The following is a 22,632-nucleotide window of genomic DNA, read 5'->3' on the forward strand; positions in this document are numbered from 1 at the left end:
TTAGAACAGCGCCGTCAACTGCACCCCGTAAAAGCGCGGCTCGGCCGGAATGAATGTCGGGATCCCAAAAGCACCGCCGGTATTGCCAGCATCGAGCAGATAATTTTCGTTGGTCAGGTTTCGTGCGAAGCCGGCAATTTCAAACTGTTTATCGGCAAAGGATAATCCCGCGCGTAGGTTGACCAGCGTGACGGCATCTTCGCTAATCGCCGGATCATTCGGAATTTGAAAGAATATCTTGCTACGATAGGTGATGCTGGGCGTCATGAAGAAGCGTGTGCTGTCATTGATTGGATAATCAACCGTGAAGCCGCCAGCGGCTTGTACTTCTGGTTGAAGGCGGAAACGGGCATCGCGGAAATTGTCAGCGATGTCGTCGGAGTTATCAATGCCGCCATCGATATAGCCGATATTGGCGAATATGTTCAGCCAGTCGGCGGCCTGAATGCTGACCTCGGCTTCGACCCCGAAATTCTTCGCGCTGCCCGCACTTTGAGTTTCCGCAAGGCCGGTTTCGGGGTTTACGACGCTGACCTGAAAGCCTTCATAAGTCTGGTAATAGACGCCGAGCGAACCTGACACCGGACCGAAGGATCCCTTCAAGCCCACTTCGTAATTCCATACGGTTTCCTCATCGATCGCGGTGAAGTCGGCAATCGGGCCATTTGGACCACTGGTCGCATCCAGGTCGACTGTCGGCGAGCGGCGGCCTTTGGAGATGGTGGCAAAGCCATTAACATCGTCGGAGAAGCGGTAGAGAATATTGAAGCGTGGGAGAAAGGCGTCAAAACTGTCTTCGGTGCGGAAGGTCTGACCGGCGGTGTCGGTTACCGGGAAAAGGGGCACACCGGCAAGAACGGAGTTTGGAGCGAATGCCCGATAGCCCGACCGACGCTTTTCGATAAGCGCCCGGATACCAGCGGTTAGCTCCAGCTCCGGTATTGGAATCCAGGTGCCGTCAGCAAAGACGGAATAGCTGTCATTCTTGCCGAGATTTTCGAATTCCAATGTGTAGGGAATGGCCGTAACCGCGCCGTTGGTAAGCGCTTCGATAGCGACACCGGCGGGAATGCCATCGGCGCTGACACAGGGCACACCCGGAGCGACGCTGCCAAACAAACATTGCAAAAAGGTCACCTCATCCGTGGCAAGTGGCACGCGCTGGCTGCCATCCTCGCGAAAGATGTTCCAGCCGAAGGAACCGCGAAATGTTGTGCCATTATTATAGGAAAACCGGGTCTCGTGGCTCCACTGGTCGCCCTCAGCGTCCTCAGCAAATTCGAGATAGGTCGCGACCGAGCCATCGGCATCGAACACTTCATTGGAATCGAAATTGCGATAGCCGTTGACCATGGTCAGCGTCCACTCGTCGGCAAAATTCCATGAAAAGGTGAAATTGGCGTCATAGACATCGCGGGTCAGGCCAAGCTCATCATCGCCCAATATCTCTGGGAAAAAGGGGGACCCACCAAGAAAGGCAGGGCCAAAGGGATCGGCTGGTCCCGCTGTCGTCGGCAAAGAGCCTGATATAAACGGCGTGCCCGAGTTACGCTGGCGGTCATAAGTGAAAATCAGGTCGGTGGTGAAATCATCGCTGGGCGTGTAGCGCAGCGATCCCCGAATGCCGAGCTGGTTCTGCGCATAGAGATCATCCTGATTGGGTGCGAGATTTTCGACATAGCCATCGCGCCGTTTGTAGGCGAATGCCACCCGCCCGGCAATGATATCCGACCCGGCATTGAGATGGCCCGCAACCGTGTAGGCGTCGAAATTGCCATAGCTGCCTGACAGCTCACCGGAAAAGCCCGGCTCCGGCTTGTTCGAAACGATGCTGATCGCACCAACCGCAGCGGCCGTACCGAACAGCGTTGCTTGAGGGCCTTTGATCACCTCAATCCGTTCGATGTCATATGCATCCTGATAAGAGCCGCGAGAGCGGGAAATATCGATGCCGTTATAGTAAAGCGTGACCCGCGGTGCCTGTTGGGCCGAGCCGCTGTCAGAGGTGATCCCGCGAATGACAACACCGGGATTATTGGCGCTTTGTTCCTGAATATTCAGCCCGGGAACGTAATTGGACAGCTCATCCAGATCGGACACGCCCAGTTCACGAAGCCGTTCTCCGGTCGCGGCAGAAATGGTGATCGGTACATCGGTGGAGCGCTGCTCGATTTTCTGTGCTGTCACGATGATGACATTGTCGTCGCTGCCTTCTTCTGCAGCATTGTCCAGATCATTCTGCGCCGCAGCAGGAGCGGCAAGGGTAGAAAAACAAAGCGCGGTTGCAAGAGCGGGCAGGGAGGTTTTGCATGTCAATTTCACAAGAATCAGCCTTTACTAGGAGCAGGGGGAAACTGACTGTGCAAGTGCAGCATTGCTGTTACCGCATGAGGCAATCCGTGTGACAGATTGAAGAAAACCATGCGTCGGTAATGTGACGGGCTGGTTTTGATCAGCGGCCCTCCGCACCCGACCAGATTTGCGAGATCATCGGGCCGGTGCGATTCCCAATGTCGACGAACAAGCCAGCACCGAAAAAATACAAATTATACGCACAATGGTGGTCAAATTCTGTTGAAGCGTTTTCTGTCATCGATGAACGGAGGGGTGTGCGGTGGTACCATCGGCTTGATCATGGCGGTGATTATATCAAACGGCGAGCATGTAGGAAAGCACGGTTGGGCAATCCCCAAGCGATCAAAGATACGAATTTTTTGGGGTAGTGCGGGGCCCAACCGCGACCTAGACTACAGCCATCAAATGACGCCAGCACAGGTAGGCCTATGTCCGAAGACTATCACGCCCTCACCGAGAAAGAGAAGGAAACGCTGCGGTTGCTTGTCAGGGGGCATGACACCAAAACGATCGCCCGCCACCTGGATCTCTCGGTCCATACGATTAACGAACGGCTGCGCAACGCACGGCAGAAAATGTCCGTTTCCAGCAGCCGTCAAGCCGCCCGCCTGTTGCTCGACAAAGAAGGTGATCACCCCAGTTTTCTAGCGGACAGGTTTTTGGGGGAAGCGGAAAGCACCGATGGCCTGTTAGCCCATGACACACCGGATGACGGTCATGGATCGCGGATTCCCCTCGCCATGCTGACAGGAGTTTTTATCATGTCTTTCATAGTCGCAGCACTTGCCTTTTCGTCCCTCTCGCAAAATGCGGAGCCAGCCATTGAGCCAATAGTCGAAGCAGCCCAATCGCAACCAGAGGCCGAAACATCATCCTCTGCGCTCGCCGCATCCGATGTCATGCAATCGGCCCGGCAATGGCTGGCGCTGGTTGATGAGTTTAAGTGGCTCGATAGCTGGAACGCCACCGGACAGTCATTCAAGGAGCTAAACACCAGCGCGGCATGGGCATCGACAGCCGAGGGCATTCAACCGGCTTTGGGAGCAGTGCTCTCACGGACGGCCAGCAGCCAGGAAGCCATACCCGCGCCGCCCCATGGATATGAAATGGTCAAATTCCGGACGAGCTTTGAAAACAAACCCAATGCCACCGAGACCTTGACGCTGGTTCGGGAGGATTCGAGTTGGAAAGTGGTTGGGTATTGGATTGAGTGATTGGGTGCGGAGGCGGTTATTAAAACAATCCCCGTAGTCCTAGCGGAGGATTTTAGGGAATCTCGTAGCCGTCACCTCAATTCTTGCCTTAGTAATTCGTCATAATTGAAAAAGATTATTAATAAATTTGTTACCTTTTATCAATTTCGTCGATAAACATTCATCTTAGAATGAATTAATTCGACGCTAATTGTTGATCGGGGGGTCAAATGGCAACTAAACCAATTAAAAAAACAAATGCGGCTGCAAACGATGAAAAAGGTTCGGGAGTCGCTGGAGAAATAAAAGAGCGCCTTTCGAATGAGCTAGTGTTTGCGCTGGTAGGGCCCCTCGGCTCCGGTGTGTCGACTACGGCAACTCTTATTCGTGAAAAACTTACCGGACCGTATGATTACGAATGTCCACCTATCTTGAAGCCGAGCGATGTAATTCGTGAAAAAGCCTCTTTGATTGATAAGAATGCTCCTGAAGCTCAAAATAGCGCATCATATGTAAGTAAAATGCAGGATTTGGGTAATGAGTTAAGAAGTAAATTTGGCAATAACTACCTCGTCGAAAAAACAATTGAGAAAATGTATATTTTTCGAAAAGCAAAGGGTGGGTATAAAGGTGATGTAGAGATACCTGGCCGCAGAGCTTATATAATTGACTCCATTAAGCATATGGAAGAATTAGAACTGTTACGTTCTATATATGGAGAATCTCTTTGCGTTGTTGGAGTTTTTGCTCCCGATCAAATTCGCGACAAACGTCTTGAAGATCTAGGATATTCCGAAAGTGAAAGAACGAAAGTCATGAATCGGGACCAAGGTGAGGTAATGACTTTTGGTCAAGACACGAGGAAGGTATTTGTTGAAGCAGATTTCTTCATTTGTAACGATAAAAGGGAAGCCGATATCGGCGAAACAGTTGATCGATTTCTTGAGCTGATTTTTGATATGTCGGTGAGAACCCCCACACAACGGGAATCAACTATGTATGAAGCAGAGGCTGCTTCAGCAAAATCAGCTTGTATGTCTCGTCAGGTGGGGGCCTCAATCATCTCTCAAAGTGGCGAACTCATCGCCGTCGGGTGGAACGATGTCCCTAAGTTTGGTGGGGGGCTTTACGCTGAAGATGATCGAAGGTCGTTTGATCAGCAATCCGAAGGTTTTGTGGACAAAGATTTTCGATGCCACAATTGGTCAGGCGGAGTTTGCCATAATGACAACAACAAAGACAGAATAATTGGACAGATTGTAGATGAGGTTTCAAAAATAGAAGGAGCTGACGGAGAAAAGAAAAGAGCTATAGAATCCGCTGTGGCAATTACGGATGTAAAGTCGTTAATCGAATTTTCACGATCAATACACGCAGAAATGGAGGCGATTCTGTCAGTTGCTAGAGAAGGCAAACATTCGCTCGTCGGCGCTACCCTCTTTACTAACACCTATCCGTGTCACAATTGTGCTCGGCATATCGTCGCATCGGGGATTAAAGAGGTAGTATATATTCGGCCTTATAAGAAGAGTCTGGCATTAAGGCTTCACAGTGATGCAATCACGGAAATCCCCGATGAAAACGACAAAGTGCTTTTCCGTCAATATGATGGTGTAGCACCATCAGTCTATTTCAAGATCTTTCTAACACCTCGTGAACGCAAGGAGGAAGGAAAAATGGTTAGAAAGAGTCGGAAAACCTCTCTGCCAGTGTTTCAAGTACCTCTGGATGCCAAGCGAGATTATGAAGATAAGGTCATTGCAGATTTAAAGAAAAAAGAGCAAGAAGAGTAGGATTGGTGCAATAAGGGGAGACTGTTGTGAGCAAGCGTAATCCAAACAGGGAACAATATTCTCTCAATTTTTCTCAATCCAGATCAAATGGGATGGGCAGTGTAAGTTCTCGGCCATCGATGACTGGTGGGGATGGCAATGTGGTAGTAGGATTCGTTGACAAGCAAACACAATCGGCGAGAGATGATGCTATTCGTCGTGTGAAGGCGAACGGAATATTTCGATCTGACGACGATTAGGTCTTCCCTTGACCCCCACCCGAATCCTCGCTAAGGGCCGCCCTTCTGTTTCTCCGGAGAGTAAACCGGGTTTACAGAAAACACATAGGCAAAACACTTTCGGCGATTTGGCCGTCAGAGTAACCCTAGTTTATCTAGATCCAATAAGGTGAAGACTTTATGCCAACGATTAATCAGCTCGTCCGTAAAGGGCGGGTGCCACAGAAGACGAAGTCCAAAGTGCCGGCCATGGAAGCCAACCCGCAGAAACGCGGCGTTTGTACCCGTGTCTACACAACGACTCCAAAGAAACCAAACTCCGCTCTGCGTAAGGTTGCCAAGGTTCGCCTGACCAACCAGCGTGAGGTCATCAGCTATATTCCAGGTGAAGGTCATAACCTTCAGGAGCATAGTGTTGTTCTCATTCGCGGCGGCCGTGTTCGCGACCTTCCCGGTGTGCGTTACCATGTGCTGCGCGGTGTTCTTGATACGCAAGGCGTTAAGGACCGGAAGCAATCCCGTTCTAAATATGGCGCTAAGCGTCCTAAATAATTGGTTCAGTAGGAGTTATATAATATGGCACGTCGTCGTCGTCCCGAGAAACGGGTAATCCTTCCTGATCCGAAGTTTAAGGATCAGGTTCTTTCCAAATTTATGAACAACCTGATGCAGGATGGTAAGAAATCTGTTGCAGAACGTATCGTTTATGGCGCGCTGGATAGCGTAGAAGCCAAAGCGAAAAAAGATCCGCTGCAGATGTTCCATGATGCGCTCAACAACATCAAGCCGGGCATCGAAGTGCGCAGCCGCCGTGTTGGTGGTGCGACCTATCAGGTTCCTGTCGAAGTGCGTCCTGAACGCGCTCAGGCTCTGGCCATTCGCTGGATGATCAGTGCGGCTCGTTCGCGCAGTGAAACCACAATGGCTGCTCGTCTGTCGGGCGAAATTCTTGATGCTTCCAACAATCGCGGCAACGCGGTGAAGAAGCGCGAAGATTCGCACAAAATGGCCGAAGCCAACCGCGCATTTGCACATTACCGCTGGTAGCATTATATAAGAGCGCAGGGGTCGCAGACTCTCTGTAAATTCCTGCGCTTTTCACATTGTTGTATTTGTAACTAATCAGGGCTGGTCATCGCTGGCCCCTTTCACTATATGGGCGGCGCTAATTGGGCCCCTTAATTCTGGAGTAAAGACTATGGCACGCAGCCATCCGCTCGAACGATATCGCAATATTGGCATTATGGCCCATATTGATGCTGGTAAAACAACCACTACAGAACGTATCCTGTATTACACGGGTAAGTCCTATAAGATTGGCGAAGTGCATGATGGCGCGGCGACGATGGACTGGATGGAGCAAGAGCAAGAGCGTGGTATTACCATTACCTCTGCTGCGACCACCTGTTTCTGGAATGCAGAAGACCGCAAGGGTCCTGAGCACCGGATCAACATTATTGATACACCGGGTCACGTTGACTTCACCATTGAAGTTGAGCGTTCATTGCGTGTGCTCGATGGCGCGGTTGCTTGTTTCGACGGCGTTGCCGGCGTTGAGCCGCAGTCTGAAACCGTTTGGCGTCAGGCTGATAAGTATAAAGTGCCGCGGATGTGCTTCATCAACAAGCTCGACCGGACCGGCGCTAACTTCAAATTCTGTGTGGATTCGATTGTAGAGCGTTTGGGCGCGACCCCTGCTGTGCTTTATCTTCCTATCGGTATCGAAGCGAGCCTCGTTGGCTTGGTTGATCTCGTCAATCAGCGCTCGATCACGTGGAAGAACGAAGATCTTGGTGCTGAATATTCTTATGGTGAAATTCCGGAAGATATGGCCGACGAAGCTGCTGAATATCGTGAGAAGCTCATCGAACTTGCTGTTGAGCAAGATGATGACGTGATGGAACAATATCTGGAAGGCAATGAGCCTGATGCAGCGACTTTGAAAGCGCTCATCCGTAAAGGTACGTTGAACCAGAGCTTCGTTCCTGTGCTTTGTGGTTCGGCTTTTAAAAACAAAGGTGTTCAGCCACTGCTCGACGCGGTTGTTGATTACATGCCAAGCCCGCTCGACGTTGACGCTATTAAAGGCGTCAAGCTTGACGGCGAAACCGAAGATACACGCCCATCCAGCGATGACGAGCCATTTTCGGCGCTTGCTTTTAAAGTCATGAACGATCCATTCGTGGGTACGTTGACCTTTGCACGTATCTATTCCGGTAAGCTGGAAAAAGGCACCGTGCTGAACTCCGTCAAAGACAAGAAAGAAAAAGTCGGTCGTATCCTTGAGATGCACTCCAATGACCGGAAAGACATTGATGATGCCTATGCTGGCGACATTATTGCTCTGGCTGGCATGAAGACGACAACAACTGGTGACACGCTTTGTGATGCTGAAAATCCAATCATCTTGGAACGGATGGAATTCCCGGATCCGGTGATCGAGCTTTCGGTTGAACCAAAAACCAAGGCTGACCAAGAGAAAATGGGCGTTGCGCTTAACCGCTTGGCTGCGGAAGATCCGTCCTTCCGTGTGACGACTGACCATGAATCCGGTCAGACGATCATTAAAGGCATGGGCGAGCTTCACCTCGACATTCTCGTCGACCGTATGAAGCGTGAGTTTAAAGTGGAAGCCAATGTTGGTGCACCGCAGGTTGCCTATCGCGAGTCACTCGGCAAGGCTGTTGATACCGATTACACGCATAAGAAACAGTCCGGTGGTTCTGGTCAGTTCGCGCGTATCAAATTCGAAGTCACACCCGGTGAGCGCGGTGCAGGCATTACCTTTGAAGACGAAATCAAGGGCGGTAACATTCCGAAGGAATATATCCCGTCTGTTGAAAAAGGTATGCGTGAAACAGCCGAAACCGGTAGTTTGATCGGCTTCCCGATCATCGACTTTAACATCCGTGTTTATGACGGCGCCTATCATGACGTTGACTCCTCGGCACTGGCTTTTGAAATTGCGGCACGCGCTGCGATGCGTGAAGCGGCCCAGAAGTCTGGCATCAAGCTGCTTGAGCCGATCATGAAAGTCGAAGTGATTACGCCGGAAGATTATCTTGGTGACGTTATCGGCGATCTTAACTCTCGCCGTGGTCAGATCCAGGGTACCGACACACGCGGTATCGCTCAGGCTGTGGACGCCATGGTGCCGCTGGCTAATATGTTTGGTTATGTGAACGAGCTGCGCTCTTTCACACAGGGCCGTGCACAATATTCGATGCAGTTTTCTCACTATGAGCAGGTGCCGAACAATGTCGCAGAAGAATTGAAGGAGAAGATGGCTTAATCGCCGCTTCTCTTTTTACGAGTAACCGCGCTTACCTTTTGGTTCTGGCTAAAGAAAAAAGCCTAGAGGTTAAAAGGGTGTTGACAGATTTGGATAGTCTCGCCAAAGCGCGGCACAGACTATCAAGACGATAGAAATTAGAGGTAATATAAAATGGCAAAAGCAAAGTTTGAACGCAATAAGCCGCATTGCAATATCGGCACCATCGGTCACGTCGACCACGGTAAAACCACATTGACTGCAGCGATCACGAAAGTGCTTGCTGAATCATCTGGTGGTGAAGCCGTAGACTTCGCGAACATCGATAAGGCGCCTGAAGAGCGTGAGCGCGGCATCACCATTTCAACGGCACATGTTGAATATGAAACCGACGCGCGTCACTATGCGCACGTTGATTGCCCAGGCCACGCCGATTATGTGAAAAACATGATTACCGGTGCTGCTCAGATGGATGGTGCTATCTTGGTTGTGAACGCAGCTGACGGTCCAATGCCACAGACTCGTGAGCACATCTTGCTTGCTCGTCAGGTTGGTGTTCCTGCTCTTGTTGTTTTCATGAACAAAGTTGACCAGGTTGATGACGAAGAGCTTCTTGAGCTCGTCGAAATGGAAATCCGTGAACTGCTTTCTTCTTACGACTTCCCAGGCGACGATATCCCAATCGTTTCCGGTTCTGCTCTTGCAGCACTTGAAGGCCGTGACGACAATATCGGCAAAGAAAAAATCATGGAACTCATGAAAGCTGTTGATGAAGCTATTCCTCAGCCAGAGCGTCCAGTTGATCAAGACTTCTTGATGCCAATCGAGGACGTGTTCTCAATTTCCGGTCGTGGTACGGTTGTTACCGGCCGTGTTGAAACCGGTATTGTGAATGTTGGTGACGAAGTTGAAATCGTTGGTATCAAAGATACTTCGAAAACGACGGTTACCGGTGTTGAAATGTTCCGTAAGTTGCTCGACAGCGGTGAAGCTGGCGATAACATCGGCGCATTGATCCGCGGCGTTGCTCGTGAAGAAGTTGAGCGTGGTCAGGTTCTTTGTAAGCCTGGTTCAATCACTCCTCACACCGAATTCAGTGCAGAAGTTTATGTGTTGTCGAAAGACGAAGGCGGCCGTCATACGCCATTCTTCGCTAACTATCGCCCACAATTCTACTTCCGTACAACGGACGTAACCGGCGAAGTCATCCTGCCAGAAGGTACGGAAATGGTTATGCCTGGTGACAACGTGACAATTAACGTGAAGTTGATTGCTCCAATCGCAATGGACTCCGGTCTTCGCTTCGCTATTCGCGAAGGTGGTCGCACCGTCGGTTCTGGGGTTGTCAGCAACGTAACAAAGTAATATAGGACTGCATCGCCGCCCGGGTCACTGATTCGGGCGGCCAGTTTTTCGCCGCTCCTGCTTCTTTTTATAGAGAGAAAATCGGGGCGGTTTATTTTTGGCTCTTTGACATTGGTATAGGTTCTTATGGAAACGCAGAATATTCGCATACGCTTGAAAGCATTCGATCATCGGGTTCTCGATCAGGCAACCGGCGATATCGCTGACACCGCTCGCCGCACTGGCGCGCTTATCCGTGGACCGATCCCAATGCCGACGCGCATCGAAAAATTCACCGTAAACCGCGGCCCGCACGTTGACAAAAAGTCACGTGAGCAATTTGAGGTCCGGACTTACAAAAGGCTGCTCGATATCGTGCAGCCTACGCCGCAAACCGTTGATGCTTTGATGAAGCTCGACCTTGCTGCTGGTGTGAATGTAGAGATTAAGCTCGCTTAATGTGAGTGACGACGCTGCCCTCTAGTTAAGGCTAGTTAGGAGCGGTGACATGGGAAACCGCCAGCATATTTGCTGGGTCATGTGTCCCCCGTCTAGTTTGATTGGTCTTCGGATCAGTTAAACGGTTTAGCCCGGACGGGGCGATATTCGAAAAATTTGGGCTGAGTATTTTTAGGCACGCCCGCTGGCAATTCCGCACGTGGGCCTCTGTAAGGAGAAATGATCGTGCGTACTGGCGTGATCGCGAAAAAAATGGGGATGACCCGCTTGTTTCAGGAAGATGGTCGGCATGTGCCGGTAACCGTTCTTTCCTTGGAAGAATGTCAGGTTGTTGGAGCCCGCAAACAGGATCCGGATGGCTATTTTGCTGTTCAGCTTGGTGCAGGTGCCCGTAAAGCGAAAAATGTAAACAAACCACAACGTGAAGCTTTTGCAAAAGCAGAAGTCGAGCCAAAGGCACGTGTTGCCGAGTTTCGGGTTGAGAGCGAAGAAGGTTTGCTCCCCGTTGGTGCTCGGATAACGGCCGACCACTTCATTGCGGGTCAGATGGTTGATATTCAAGGTGTGACACAAGGTAAGGGCTTTGCCGGCGCTATGAAGCGTTGGGGTTTCGGCGGTATGCGCGCAACCCACGGTGTTTCTATCTCTCACCGTGCCCATGGTTCTACCGGTCAAAACCAAGATCCTGGTAAAGTCTTCAAAGGTAAGAAGATGGCTGGTCACATGGGTGCGAAAAACCGCACGCAGCAAAATCTGGAAATCGTCCGTACAGACGCCGCTCGCGGTTTGATCTTTGTACGCGGTAGTGTTCCTGGTTCCAAAGGTGGTTGGTTGCTTGTTAAAGATGCCGTGAAAGTGGCTCTTCCTGAAGGCGTTCCATTCCCGGGTGCTATGCGCCGTAACGCGGATGAGACGGCAACCGAAGATGCGCCAGCAGGCATGATCGAAGCGGATGCAGCGATCGAACGTCCAGTTGGTCCAAGCGATGCTGAAATCGCAGCGGCTGCAGCAGAAAAACCGGCTGAAGAGAAATCTGATGCCCCGGCTGATGTTAAAGATGATGCAGGGAAGGAGGGCTAAGCCATGAAATTGAAAGTGAAAACCCTCGACGCTAAAGCCAAAGGCGACATCGATTTGAACGATGACGTATTCGGTCTTGAAGCGCGCGCAGACATTCTGCACCGCGTCGTCAACTGGCAGCGTGAAAAAGCACGCGGCACGGCTCGTCCAACGCGTGAGCGTAGTGACATTGCCCGCACCGGTAAGAAGTTCGGTAACCAAAAGGGCGGTGGTACTGCTCGTCATGGTGATCGCCGCGCTCCTATCTTCATCGGTGGTGGTAAAGCCCACGGTGCGCGCAAGCGTGACTTCAACCCATCGCTGAACAAGAAAGTTCGTGCACTGGGTCTGAAAATGGCGCTGTCCGACAAAGCAAAGAACGACAATTTGATCGTGCTTGAAAATATTGAAATGAAAGAAGCCAAAACACAGGCTCTTCTGGCCAATATTTCGAAGCTCGGTTTTGGTAAATCAGCGCTGATCATGGATGGTGATGATGTGAATGATGCTTTCTCTAAAGCATCTAACAACATTCCACGCGTCAATGTGATGTCCGCTGCTGGTGCCAATGTTTATGACATTTTGAACCATGAGACCCTGGTGCTGACACGCGCTGCGGTTGAAAAGCTGGAGGCACGCTTCAATGGCTAAAAAAGAAGCAGTAGACATTCGTCATTATGACGTAATTGTCGGCCCGCACATCACCGAGAAATCAACCTTGCTCAGCGAAAATAACGCTGTGGTTTTCAAAGTTGCGAACACCGCAACCAAGCCGCAGATCAAAGCCGCTATCGAGGCGTTGTTTGACGTTAAAGTCAAAGGCGTGAACACGATGGTGCAAAAGGGCAAGACCAAGAAGTGGAAGGGTCGTCCCTACACTCGCAATGACGTTAAAAAGGCTGTTGTCACGCTGGCTGAAGGCCAGACGATCGACATCACCACGGGAGTTTAAGGGCAATGGCATTAAAATCCTATAAACCGACAAGTCCCGCACGGCGCGGTCTTATCCTGGTCGACAAGAGCGGCCTTTGGAAGGGCAAGCCCGTCAAGAAGCTTGTTGAAGGCAAGCGCAAAACTGGCGGTCGTAACAATAAAGGTCATGTGACGTCACGCGGTATCGCTGGCGGTCATAAGCAAAAATATCGTCTGGTGGACTTCAAGCGCCGCAAGTTCGATGTTTCGGCGACCGTCGAGCGGATTGAATATGATCCTAACCGGACCGCTTTCATCGCTTTGATCAAATATGACGATGGTGAGCTGAGCTATATCTTGGCACCGCAGCGTCTGGCCATTGGTGACACTGTCATCGCTGGTGAAAAAGTTGACGTGAAACCTGGTAACGCGATGAAATTGTCGCAAATGCCAATCGGTACGATCATCCACAATGTGGAAATGAAGCCAGGCAAGGGCGGTCAGATTGCTCGCTCTGCTGGTACATATGTCCAGATTGTTGGCCGTGATCGCGGAATGGTTATTGTTCGCCTGAACTCAGGTGAGCAGCGTTATATCCGCAGCGATTGCATGGGTACGGTTGGCGCGGTTTCAAACCCCGACAACTCGAACCAGAATTTCGGTAAAGCTGGCCGCACCCGTTGGAAGGGCCGTCGTCCTTTGACACGTGGTGTTGCGAAAAACCCTGTTGATCACCCGCATGGTGGTGGTGAAGGGCGGACCTCCGGTGGTCGTCATCCAGTGACACCATGGGGCAAGCCAACCAAGGGCGCTCGTACTCGTAAGAATAAAACGACCGACAAGATGATCATCCGGTCGCGTCACGCTAAGAAGAAGAGGTAAGCATGGCTCGTTCCATCAAAAAAGGTCCATTTGTTGACCTCCACCTGCTGAAAAAAGCGCAGACAGCTCAAGAAGAGAGCAAGCGTTCGCCGATCAAGACTTGGTCGCGTCGTTCCACCGTTCTTCCTGATTTTGTTGGTTTGACTTTCAGCGTTTATAACGGCCAGAAATTCATTCCGGTTTCTGTGAATGAAGACATGGTTGGCCACAAGCTTGGCGAGTTCGCTCCTACGCGTAACTATTACGGCCATGGCGCTGACAAAAAAGGCAAGAAATAATGGGTAAGGCATCATCACCCCGCCGCGTTGGCGACAATGAAGCTTTGGCTGTTGGCAATTCCATTCGTGGATCTGCTCAAAAGCTGAACCTTGTTGCACAGCTGATCCGTGGCAAGAAAGCAGAAGACGCTTTGAATATCCTGTCCTTCTCTAAAAAGAGCATGGCCAAGGATGTGAGCAAAGTTCTCGCTTCCGCTATCGCCAATGCTGAAAACAACCACAATCTGGATGTTGACGCATTGATCGTTCAGGAAGCCAGTGTTGGCAAGGGCCTGACCATGAAGCGTTTCAAAGCGCGTGCTCGTGGCCGTTCCGCGCAAATCCTGAAACCTTTCAGCCGCGTGCGCATCGTCGTTCGCGAACATGAAGAAGAAGAGGCGTAAACCATGGGTCAAAAGAGTAATCCTATCGGGCTTCGCCTGCAGATTAACCGGACTTGGGATAGCCGCTGGTATGCGGAAGGTTCCAATTATGGCGATCTCTTGATGGAAGACATCAAGATGCGCAAATATATCCTGGACACCGTGCCACAGGCTGCGATTTCCAAGGTTGTGATTGAGCGTCCGGCCAAAACCTGCCGCGTTTCTATCTATGCTGCTCGTCCTGGTGTTATCATCGGTAAGAAGGGCGCGGATATTGAAAAGCTGCGTCGCAAGCTAAGCGAAATGTCTTCCAGCGATGTGTCTTTGAACATTGTTGAAATTCGTAAGCCAGAAGTTGACGCGCAGTTGGTGGCACAGGGCATTGGTGATCAGTTGATCCGCCGTGTTGCTTTCCGCCGGGCGATGAAGCGCGCTGTTCAGTCCGCTCTGCGTCTGGGTGCTGAGGGTATTAAAATTGTTTGTGGTGGCCGTTTGGGTGGAGCAGAAATTGCCCGCGTTGAATGGTACCGTGAAGGCCGCGTGCCGCTCCATACGCTGCGCGCCAATATCGACTATGCTGAATATGAAGCTCTGACGGCTTACGGCATTATCGGTATCAAGGTCTGGATTTTCAAAGGCGAGATATTGGGTCACGACCCGATGGCTCAGGATCGGTTGATGGTGGAAGCGCAAACTTCCGGCGTCCGCCCCTCACGCTGATTTTAGGGAATAGGTAGAGCATCATGCTGCAACCAAAGAAAACAAAATTCCGGAAGGCTCATAAGGGCCGGATTAAAGGAAAAGCACCAGGCGGCACGACGCTGAACTTTGGTTCTTATGGGCTGAAAGCCATGGAACCAGAGCGGATTACCGCGCGTCAGATCGAGGCGGCTCGCCGTGCGATCACACGTCACATGAAACGGCAAGGTCGTTTGTGGATCCGTATCTTTCCAGACGTGCCGGTTTCGAAGAAACCTGCTGAAGTTCGTCAGGGTAAAGGTAAGGGTTCGGTTGAATATTGGGCTTGCCGGGTAAAACCAGGCCGGATCATGTTTGAACTGGATGGCGTTCCTGGACCGGTTGCTGCGGTTGCTTTCGAGCGTGCAGCGATGAAGCTTCCTATCAAGACAAAAGTTGTGGCTCGCCTTGGCGACACGTCACATTTGGAAGGTTAAGGACATGAGCAAGACAGAAGATTTGCGGACCAAAACCGACGATCAGCTTGAAAGCGATCTGGGCGAACTGAAGCGTGAGGCATTTAACCTGCGTTTTCAGGCTGCGACCAACCAGCTCGAAAAGCCCAGTCGGATGCGTGAAGTACGCCGCACGATTGCGAAGATTAAAACCCTGCAGAATGAGCGCGCTAAAGCCGCCGTCGCAGAAAAGGCGTAAGGAACCGATATGCCAAAACGTATTCTCACCGGCACCGTAGTGTCAGACAAAGGCGACAAGACTATTGTCGTGAATGTCGAACGCAAAGTGAAGCACCCGCTTTACGGAAAAATTATGCGGCGGTCTAAAAAGTACCACGCGCATGACGAAAAAAACGAGATGAGCACTGGCGAAACCGTGCGCATTGAAGAAACCAAACCGATTTCCAAGCTTAAAACTTGGAAAGTGTTGGACCGGGTTGGCGCTGCTGCCGCTCCTGCAACACCAAAGGTTGCTGAAATTACCGCTGAAGACGAAGGCGAAGTAAAAGCCGAAAGCTGAAGCTAGCGAAGTTTAACTGTGCTCCGTTTATTTGGGGCGGAATGAAGAAGGAATTGGATCAATGATCCAGATGCAATCGAACTTGGAGGTCGCTGATAATAGCGGAGCCAAACGCGTGCAGTGTATCAAGGTGCTGGGCGGTTCCAAGCGCCGGTTTGCTGGCGTTGGCGACATTATTGTTGTGTCGATCAAAGAAGCTGCGCCGCGCGGTAAGGTCAAAAAAGGTGATGTTCACCGGGCCGTTATCGTACGCACTCGTAAAGATATCCGCCGTAAAGACGGTTCGGTTATCCGCTTCGACACCAATGCTGCTGTTTTGGTCAACAATGCGAAGGAGCCAATCGGCACTCGTATCTTTGGCCCAGTGGTTCGCGAACTGCGCGCCAAGAAGCACATGAAAATCATCAGCCTTGCGCCGGAGGTACTATAATCATGGCCAATGCAAAGATTAAAAAAGGCGACACCGTTGTTGTTCTGTCCGGCAAGGACAAAGGCAAATCCGGTGAAGTGACCAAGGTAATGCCAAAAGACGGTAAGTTGATCGTCGCTGGTGCCAATGTTGCTGTGCGTCACCGCAAACCAACACAGGCTAACCCGCAAGGTGGTCTGGAACGCCGCGAAGCACCGATGCACATCAGCAAAGTTGCTTTGGCCGATCCAAAAGATGGCAAACCAACGCGCGTTCGCTTTGAAGAGAAAGACGGTAAAATGGTCCGTGTGGCTGTGAAATCCGGGGAGAAAGTCGATGGCTGATAAAGTTTTGCCGCGCATGCGCACAAAATATGACGGTGAAATCGTCAAAGCGATGCAGGAAAAGTTCAACTATTCCAATCCCATGGAAGTACCACGTATCGAAAAGATCGTGATCAACATGGGTGTTGGCGAAGGTAGTCAGGACAAGAAGAAAACGACTATCGCTGCGAAAGAAATGGAACTGATCGCTGGTCAGAAGCCTGTCATTACCAAAGCGAAAACGTCCATCGCGACGTTCAAGCTGCGCGAAGGCATGCCGATCGGTTGTAAAGTAACATTGCGCCGTGAGCGTATGTACGAATTTCTCGATCGTCTGATCACGGTGGCTATGCCTCGTATTCGTGACTTTCGCGGACTGAACCCGAAGAGTTTTGATGGTCGTGGCAACTTCGCCATGGGCGTTAAAGAGCAGATTATTTTTCCTGAGATTGCCTATGACGACATCGACGTGGTGCGCGGCATGGACATTATCGTGACGACAAGCGCGAAAACGAATGACGAAGCTCGCGAGCTTCTGAAACTATTCGGTTTCCCGTTCCCGCAGGAAGAAGAAGAGCAAGCAGCGGCATAATCCGCGAGAGATAATTTTTTAAGTTTCCGGTTTTCGGAAACACGCAAGAAAGGAAGAGAACTTAAGTCATGGCGAAACTGAGTTCCATTAATAAAAACGAACGTCGCAAGAAGCTGGTGAAGAAATATGCCGGTCGTTATGCGAAGTTGAAGGCGATGGCCAACGATCAGTCTCTTGATGAGACCGAGCGTTTGATGGCGCGTCTTAAAATGGCGGAAATTCCGCGCAACGGTAATCCAACCCGCGTGCGTAACCGCTGCGAAACAACAGGGCGTCCACGCGGCTATTACCGCAAGTTCCGTCTCTGCCGCATCGAGCTGCGTGATATGGCCAATAAAGGTCTTATCCCCGGCGTAACGAAATCTAGCTGGTAAAGGGAAGATAATATGGCTTTTACCGATCCCTTGGGTGACATGCTCACCCGTATCCGTAACGGACAGCAAGCGCGTAAAGACAGTGTGGTTTCACCTGCTTCCAAATTGCGCGGTGCTGTTCTCGAAGTTCTCCAGCGCGAAGGTTATATTCGTGGCTACAGCGAAGAAGAGGTCAACAAGCACCCCGGTCTTCGTATTGAACTGAAATATTTTGAAGGTGAGCCGGCTATCCGCCACGTGGCCCGCGTTTCAAAGCCTGGTCGCCGTATTTACAGCGGTTCAAGTGAACTGCCGACCGTACGTAATGGCCTTGGCATCACAATCGTTTCGACGCCTAAAGGTGTTTTGTCTGACGCAGAAGCGCGCAGCCAGAATGTCGGCGGCGAAGTACTCGCAGAGGTGTTCTAATGTCTCGTATCGGCAAAAAAGCAGTAAGCATTCCTGATGGCGTCACCGCCTCTCTGGATGACGGTCTGGTAAAGGTCAAAGGACCAAAGGGCGAGCTTTCGACCCCGATGGTTGACGATCTCAGCTATGAACTGAGCGATGGCGGTTTGTTGGTGACTCCGGCAAATAAAACCACCCGCGCACGCGCCTATTGGGGCATGCAGCGGACGCTGGTTCAGAACCTCGTCGACGGTGTTACCGAAGGCTATACCAAAGTGCTTGAAATCACTGGCGTTGGTTACCGTGCGGCAGTCAAAGGCAAAGTCCTGAACCTGCAGCTCGGTTTCAGCCATGATGTGAATTTCGACATTCCAGAAGGCATCACCATCAAGACACCGGATCAGACTACGGTCGAAATTACCGGTATCGATAAGCAACAGGTTGGTCAGGTCGCCGCAGAAATTCGGCGCTGGCGTAAACCGGAGCCTTATAAAGGCAAGGGCATTAAATATCGCGGCGAATATGTTTTCCGCAAAGAAGGGAAGAAGAAATAAGCCATGGCTAATATTTCTCTATTCAAACGGCGTCAGCAACGCGTTCGCACCAAATTGCGGAAGCGCGGGCTCACAAAACCTCGTTTGTCTGTGCATCGCACAGGTCGTCACATCTATGCGCAAGTTATTGATGATGCAGAAGGCAAGACTGTTGCCGCTGCTTCTACAATCGACAAAGCGTCCAAGGTGAAAACCGGTGCTGACAGTGCAGCGGCAGCCGATGTTGGTAAGCGCGTTGCAGCAGCAGCGAAAAAAGCTGGCATCAAGGAAGTAATTTTTGACCGTGGCGGTTTCCTGTATCACGGACGTGTGAAGGCTTTGGCCGACGCTGCACGTGAAGGCGGATTGGAGTTTTAAGCATGGCCGAAGAAGAAAAAAAATCAGAAGGCACACCAGCCGCTGCAGCACCAGCTGAAGCCGCTCCTGCTGCTGAAGAGAAAAAAACGGAACGTCCCAATGAACGTCAGGGACGCGGCGGAAATCGCGGCGGACGTGACAATCGCGGCGGTGGTCGTGATGGCGGACGCGGTCGTGGCCGTGGTCGCGGTGGACGGGATCAGGATCAGGGCGAAGAACTGATCGAGAAACTGGTTCACATCAACCGTGTTTCGAAAACCGTAAAAGGCGGTAAGCGCTTTGGTTTTGCAGCTCTGGTTGTGGTTGGCGACGGTAAAGGCCGCGCCGGTTTTGGTAAAGGTAAAGCACGTGAAGTGCCTGAAGCCATTACCAAAGCGACAGCTGCTGCGAAAAAGAAAATGGTTCGTGTTCCGCTGCGCGAAGGCCGCACTCTTCACCATGATGGCAAAGGCCAGTTTGGTGCAGGCAATGTGACCTTGCGTTCGGCGCCTCCAGGTACCGGTATCATCGCTGGTGGTCCTATGCGTGCGGTTTTCGAAAGCCTTGGTGTTGCCGATGTGGTGACCAAGTCTAACGGAACATCCAACCCTTATAACATGATCCGGGCGACCTTCGTGGCGCTTGGTGAACAGACCAGCCCCAAGGCTGTATCCCAGCGGCGCGGCAAGAAAGTTGCCGATCTGCTTGGTCGTGGCGGCGCTTCTGAAGCAGAGGCTGAGGCCGCTGCTGCAGCAGTTACGGAGTAAGGCATAATGGCTAAAGTGAAAATCAAGCAGATTGGTTCGCCAATCCGTCGCCCCGAAGAACAGCGCAAAACGTTGATCGGACTGGGCCTGAATAAAATGCACCGTGTTTCCGAATTGGAAGACACACCGGAAGTGCGCGGCATGATCCGTAAGGTGCACCATCTTGTAGAGGTTGTTGAAGGGTAAAACCTGAAACAACCGTGCGAATAAAAGCGAAAGCGAGTACACGACATGAAATTAAACGAACTTAAAGATAATGACGGCGCGCGCAAATTGCGTACCCGTGTTGGCCGCGGCATTGGTTCCGGCAAAGGCAAAACCGCTGGACGTGGTCAAAAAGGCCAGAAGTCTCGCTCCGGTGTTTCCATCAACGGTTTTGAAGGCGGCCAGATGCCCCTTCACATGCGGATTCCAAAGCGTGGTTTCAACAACCCGTTCGGCACCGACTATGCTGAAGTTAACCTGGGCATGATCCAGAAATTCATTGATGCCAAAAAGCTAGCCAATAAAGGCACGCTGGATCAGGCTGCTTTGAATGCAGCCGGTTTGACCCGTGGTGGCAAAGACGGTGTTCGTTTGCTCGCTAAAGGCGAAATCAAAGCGAAAATCACAATTGCTGTTGCTGGTGCTTCTAAAGCTGCCATCGAAGCGGTCGAAAAAGCTGGCGGTAAAGTCGAAATTCTTGCGGGCGCTGCAGTGCACCGTCCTAAAAACGAGAAAAAAGCAGTCGCTTCCAAGCCTGCTAAAGAGAAAAAAGCGGCGAACAGAGCCAAAAAGAAAGATTGATTTCAACCAATCAACGGCCCCGCTAAGCTTTAGAGCCTAGACGGGGCCTTTCTTTTTTAACCGTATCGGTAGCTTAATGCGCAAGAGCCTTGTTTTTCAGGCGGCAACATCCGATATGGGATCGATGCATTGATTTGAAGGCGAAACGCTTTCATGAACGGCGGGCAAGGAACTACTAAAATGGCATCAAAAGCCGATCAGGTCGCAGCAAATTTGAGCCTGGCAAAATTCGGAGAAGCAACCGAACTTCGTAAGCGTATATGGTTTACGCTGGGCGCTTTGGTGGTTTTCCGCCTGTTGAGTTTTGTACCACTTCCGGGCGTTGATCCCGTGGTGCTCGCGGATCTTTATGATCAGACGCGGGGCGGTGTTCTCGACATTTTCAACACATTTTCCGGTGGTTCGCTGGAGCGGATGAGCCTGATCGCGCTTGGCGTTATGCCGTATATTACCGCATCGATTGTTGTCCAGTTGGCTGCGGCTTTGTCGCCGACATTGGCTGCGATCAAGAAAGACGGTGAAGCTGGTCGTAAGAAACTCAATCAATATACGCGCTATGGTACGGTCGGACTGACCGCGATCCAGGGCTATTTCATTGCCGTTGGGCTAGAAAGCTTTGCTTCGCAATCCGGCCTGCAAGCGGTGGTTAACCCCGGTATGGGCTTCCGTATCGGTGCGGTTATCAGTCTTGTTGGCGGTACATTATTCCTGATGTGGCTGGGTGAACAGATTACCAGCCGCGGTATCGGCAACGGTATCTCGCTGATCATCATGGCCGGTATCGTGGCGCAAATGCCCACCTTTGTCGGTAACCTGATGGAAGGTAGCCGCACTGGTTCGATCGGCGCTCTAACGATCATTGGTTTGATCGCGATGGTTGTCGGCCTGGTATTATTCATCAGCTTCATGGAACGAGCCCAAAGGCGGGTGCTTATCCAATATCCCAAACGCGCGTCGCAAAATGGTGTGATGCAGGCCGACCGCAGCCATTTGCCGCTTAAGGTGAATACAGCCGGTGTGATCCCGCCGATTTTCGCTTCCTCGTTGCTGCTGATGCCGCTGACGGTTAGTCAGTTTGCAGGCAATACAGCTGCAGGCGAAAGCACGGGTGGTGACTTCATCATCGCGCTGAACCAATATTTGGCACATGGTCAGCCACTTTATATGGCTCTCTACGCTGCCGGTATTATCTTCTTCTGTTTCTTCTACACAGCGGTTGTTTTTAACCCGGAAGAAACAGCCGACAATCTCAAGAAAAATGGTGGTTTCGTTCCTGGCATCCGGCCCGGTAAAAATACCTCCGATTATCTCGATTATGTGCTGACGCGTATCACGGTTGTTGGTGCTGCCTATCTGGCTTTTGTCTGTGTTTTGCCGGAATATATTATGGCGCAGACCAATTTGCCGCTCTTCTTCCTGGGTGGAACCAGCTTGCTGATTATCGTCAATGTGACCGTCGATACGGTGACCCAGATTCAAAGCCATTTGCTGGCCTTGCAATATGGTGATCTGCTCAAGAAGGCGAAACTCAAAGGCGGCCGTCGCAAACGCTAAAAATATTCCACCGGATTTACAGGTTATAGGGGACAGTAGCTTATGGACATCATCCTGTTGGGACCACCGGGCGCCGGTAAAGGCACCCAAGCCGGGCTTCTCGAAGACGAACATGGCATGGTCCAACTGTCCACTGGCGATATGCTGCGCGCAGCGGTCAAGGCTGGCACAGAAGTGGGTTTGAAAGCCAAAGCCCTGATGGATGCTGGCGAGCTCGTTCCTGATGATGTCGTCTCTGGTATCATTGGCGACAAACTGGATGAACTTGGCCCCGATCAAGGTGTCATTTTTGACGGCTATCCGCGCACGGAGGCTCAGGTCTATTCTTTGGATGAGATTTTGACGGCCCGAAACCGTAAACTCCATCATGTTATAGAGTTGGCCGTGGATGTTGAGGCACTGGTGGAACGCATTACCGGTCGCTTCACCTGCGGCAATTGCGGTGAAGGCTATCATGACACGTTCAAACAGCCTGCTAAAGAAGGCGTTTGCGACGCATGCGGCTCGACTGAATTTAAGCGTCGTCCGGATGATAATGAAGAAACCGTCCGCACACGGATGGGGGAATATCGCGCCAAAACCCAACCGATTCTGCCCATCTATGAAGAGCGCGGCATTGTCACCAAAGTCGACGGCATGGGCAGCATGGAAGCGGTGAGCAATGCTATCGAGGCTGTTCTAGCCCTAGACTGAAAACCGTCATCTCGCCGG

30 protein-coding genes are annotated in these 22,632 nt (G+C 51.3%); 29 read left to right on the forward strand and 1 reads right to left on the reverse strand.

All coding sequences use genetic code 11. The annotated features are described in order from the left end of the window. Positions 1–2,232 (reverse strand): TonB-dependent receptor, encoded by a 2,232-nt coding sequence (locus tag ABJM21_RS04220; protein ID WP_348303346.1) that lies wholly within the window; start codon positions 2,230–2,232, stop codon positions 1–3. A gap of 551 nt (positions 2,233–2,783) precedes the next feature. Between ABJM21_RS04220 and ABJM21_RS04225 the strand changes: the two genes are divergently transcribed. The 29 genes from ABJM21_RS04225 to ABJM21_RS04365 all read left to right on the forward strand — a co-directional run bounded on the left by ABJM21_RS04225 (position 2,784) and on the right by ABJM21_RS04365 (position 22,614). Then, complete coding sequence (locus tag ABJM21_RS04225; RefSeq protein ID WP_348302647.1) at positions 2,784–3,569, forward strand: DUF4019 domain-containing protein; 786 nt, start codon at positions 2,784–2,786, stop codon at positions 3,567–3,569. A 209-nt stretch (positions 3,570–3,778) separates the two neighbouring features. Continuing rightward, positions 3,779–5,341, forward strand: a complete 1,563-nt coding sequence (locus ABJM21_RS04230; protein ID WP_348302646.1) for an anti-phage dCTP deaminase — start codon at positions 3,779–3,781, stop codon at positions 5,339–5,341. A gap of 398 nt (positions 5,342–5,739) precedes the next feature. Continuing rightward, positions 5,740–6,111: a 30S ribosomal protein S12 gene (gene rpsL, locus ABJM21_RS04235; RefSeq protein ID WP_067198316.1), complete on the forward strand. Its 372-nt coding sequence runs from the start codon at positions 5,740–5,742 to the stop codon at positions 6,109–6,111. A gap of 24 nt (positions 6,112–6,135) precedes the next feature. Next, a complete protein-coding gene (gene rpsG, locus ABJM21_RS04240) occupies positions 6,136–6,606 on the forward strand; it encodes a 30S ribosomal protein S7 (protein WP_207987475.1) in 471 nt (156 codons plus the stop codon). Positions 6,607–6,757: 151 nt separating this feature from the next. Further along, entirely contained in the window at positions 6,758–8,851 is a 2,094-nt protein-coding gene (gene fusA, locus ABJM21_RS04245) for an elongation factor G (protein ID WP_348302645.1), read from the forward strand. Positions 8,852–9,004: 153 nt separating this feature from the next. After that, a complete protein-coding gene (gene tuf / locus ABJM21_RS04250) occupies positions 9,005–10,195 on the forward strand; it encodes an elongation factor Tu (RefSeq protein WP_348300108.1) in 1,191 nt (396 codons plus the stop codon). Between the two features lie 126 nt (positions 10,196–10,321). Next, the gene (gene rpsJ / locus ABJM21_RS04255) at positions 10,322–10,633 is read left to right on the forward strand and encodes a 30S ribosomal protein S10 (protein ID WP_108810519.1); all 312 of its coding nucleotides are present in this window, start codon (positions 10,322–10,324) and stop codon (positions 10,631–10,633) included. 225 nt (positions 10,634–10,858) lie between these two features. After that, entirely contained in the window at positions 10,859–11,713 is an 855-nt protein-coding gene (gene rplC / locus ABJM21_RS04260; RefSeq protein WP_348300109.1) for a 50S ribosomal protein L3, read from the forward strand. Positions 11,714–11,716: 3 nt separating this feature from the next. Next, entirely contained in the window at positions 11,717–12,343 is a 627-nt protein-coding gene (rplD, locus tag ABJM21_RS04265; protein WP_348300107.1) for a 50S ribosomal protein L4, read from the forward strand. Further along, positions 12,336–12,644 carry a 50S ribosomal protein L23 gene (locus ABJM21_RS04270; protein WP_348300106.1) on the forward strand — a complete coding sequence of 103 codons (309 nt, stop codon included), beginning with the start codon at positions 12,336–12,338 and terminating at the stop codon, positions 12,642–12,644. Before rplD ends, ABJM21_RS04270 begins: the two co-directional genes overlap by 8 nt. A gap of 5 nt (positions 12,645–12,649) precedes the next feature. Continuing rightward, positions 12,650–13,486, forward strand: a complete 837-nt coding sequence (gene rplB, locus ABJM21_RS04275) for a 50S ribosomal protein L2 (RefSeq protein WP_348300105.1) — start codon at positions 12,650–12,652, stop codon at positions 13,484–13,486. A gap of 2 nt (positions 13,487–13,488) precedes the next feature. Then, positions 13,489–13,764 carry a 30S ribosomal protein S19 gene (gene rpsS, locus ABJM21_RS04280; RefSeq protein ID WP_348300104.1) on the forward strand — a complete coding sequence of 92 codons (276 nt, stop codon included), beginning with the start codon at positions 13,489–13,491 and terminating at the stop codon, positions 13,762–13,764. After that, complete coding sequence (rplV, locus tag ABJM21_RS04285) at positions 13,764–14,147, forward strand: 50S ribosomal protein L22 (protein WP_348300103.1); 384 nt, start codon at positions 13,764–13,766, stop codon at positions 14,145–14,147. Before rpsS ends, rplV begins: the two co-directional genes overlap by 1 nt. Before the next feature lie 3 nt (positions 14,148–14,150). Further along, positions 14,151–14,846, forward strand: coding sequence for a 30S ribosomal protein S3 (rpsC, locus tag ABJM21_RS04290; protein WP_207987481.1), 696 nt, complete (start codon positions 14,151–14,153; stop codon positions 14,844–14,846). Positions 14,847–14,869: 23 nt separating this feature from the next. Beyond that, positions 14,870–15,301 carry a 50S ribosomal protein L16 gene (gene rplP / locus ABJM21_RS04295; RefSeq protein WP_348300102.1) on the forward strand — a complete coding sequence of 144 codons (432 nt, stop codon included), beginning with the start codon at positions 14,870–14,872 and terminating at the stop codon, positions 15,299–15,301. A 4-nt stretch (positions 15,302–15,305) separates the two neighbouring features. Continuing rightward, complete coding sequence (gene rpmC, locus ABJM21_RS04300; RefSeq protein WP_108810511.1) at positions 15,306–15,518, forward strand: 50S ribosomal protein L29; 213 nt, start codon at positions 15,306–15,308, stop codon at positions 15,516–15,518. Between the two features lie 9 nt (positions 15,519–15,527). Beyond that, positions 15,528–15,839 carry a 30S ribosomal protein S17 gene (gene rpsQ, locus ABJM21_RS04305; protein ID WP_348300101.1) on the forward strand — a complete coding sequence of 104 codons (312 nt, stop codon included), beginning with the start codon at positions 15,528–15,530 and terminating at the stop codon, positions 15,837–15,839. 61 nt (positions 15,840–15,900) lie between these two features. Further along, positions 15,901–16,269, forward strand: a complete 369-nt coding sequence (rplN, locus tag ABJM21_RS04310; protein ID WP_207987484.1) for a 50S ribosomal protein L14 — start codon at positions 15,901–15,903, stop codon at positions 16,267–16,269. A gap of 2 nt (positions 16,270–16,271) precedes the next feature. Then, positions 16,272–16,592 (forward strand): 50S ribosomal protein L24, encoded by a 321-nt coding sequence (gene rplX, locus ABJM21_RS04315; RefSeq protein WP_207987485.1) that lies wholly within the window; start codon positions 16,272–16,274, stop codon positions 16,590–16,592. Beyond that, positions 16,585–17,163: a 50S ribosomal protein L5 gene (rplE, locus tag ABJM21_RS04320; RefSeq protein ID WP_348300100.1), complete on the forward strand. Its 579-nt coding sequence runs from the start codon at positions 16,585–16,587 to the stop codon at positions 17,161–17,163. Before rplX ends, rplE begins: the two co-directional genes overlap by 8 nt. Positions 17,164–17,231: 68 nt before the next feature. Beyond that, positions 17,232–17,537, forward strand: coding sequence for a 30S ribosomal protein S14 (gene rpsN / locus ABJM21_RS04325; protein ID WP_108810506.1), 306 nt, complete (start codon positions 17,232–17,234; stop codon positions 17,535–17,537). A gap of 12 nt (positions 17,538–17,549) precedes the next feature. Then, positions 17,550–17,945 carry a 30S ribosomal protein S8 gene (gene rpsH, locus ABJM21_RS04330; RefSeq protein ID WP_108810505.1) on the forward strand — a complete coding sequence of 132 codons (396 nt, stop codon included), beginning with the start codon at positions 17,550–17,552 and terminating at the stop codon, positions 17,943–17,945. Beyond that, the gene (rplF, locus tag ABJM21_RS04335; RefSeq protein WP_348300099.1) at positions 17,945–18,478 is read left to right on the forward strand and encodes a 50S ribosomal protein L6; all 534 of its coding nucleotides are present in this window, start codon (positions 17,945–17,947) and stop codon (positions 18,476–18,478) included. Before rpsH ends, rplF begins: the two co-directional genes overlap by 1 nt. Before the next feature lie 3 nt (positions 18,479–18,481). After that, positions 18,482–18,835 carry a 50S ribosomal protein L18 gene (gene rplR, locus ABJM21_RS04340; protein ID WP_348300098.1) on the forward strand — a complete coding sequence of 118 codons (354 nt, stop codon included), beginning with the start codon at positions 18,482–18,484 and terminating at the stop codon, positions 18,833–18,835. A gap of 2 nt (positions 18,836–18,837) precedes the next feature. Beyond that, a complete protein-coding gene (rpsE, locus tag ABJM21_RS04345; protein WP_348300097.1) occupies positions 18,838–19,581 on the forward strand; it encodes a 30S ribosomal protein S5 in 744 nt (247 codons plus the stop codon). A gap of 6 nt (positions 19,582–19,587) precedes the next feature. Beyond that, on the forward strand, positions 19,588–19,767 hold the full coding sequence (gene rpmD / locus ABJM21_RS04350; RefSeq protein ID WP_109356556.1) for a 50S ribosomal protein L30: 180 nt from the start codon (positions 19,588–19,590) through the stop codon (positions 19,765–19,767). Between the two features lie 45 nt (positions 19,768–19,812). Beyond that, positions 19,813–20,367: a 50S ribosomal protein L15 gene (rplO, locus tag ABJM21_RS04355; RefSeq protein WP_348300096.1), complete on the forward strand. Its 555-nt coding sequence runs from the start codon at positions 19,813–19,815 to the stop codon at positions 20,365–20,367. A 180-nt stretch (positions 20,368–20,547) separates the two neighbouring features. Further along, complete coding sequence (gene secY, locus ABJM21_RS04360) at positions 20,548–21,921, forward strand: preprotein translocase subunit SecY (protein WP_348300095.1); 1,374 nt, start codon at positions 20,548–20,550, stop codon at positions 21,919–21,921. Positions 21,922–21,963: 42 nt separating this feature from the next. Then, positions 21,964–22,614, forward strand: coding sequence for an adenylate kinase (locus ABJM21_RS04365; RefSeq protein ID WP_348300094.1), 651 nt, complete (start codon positions 21,964–21,966; stop codon positions 22,612–22,614). Positions 22,615–22,632: the final 18 nt, after the last annotated feature.

Source organism: Parasphingorhabdus sp., from assembly GCF_039977335.1.
Classification (GTDB): Bacteria; Pseudomonadota; Alphaproteobacteria; order Sphingomonadales; family Sphingomonadaceae; genus Parasphingorhabdus.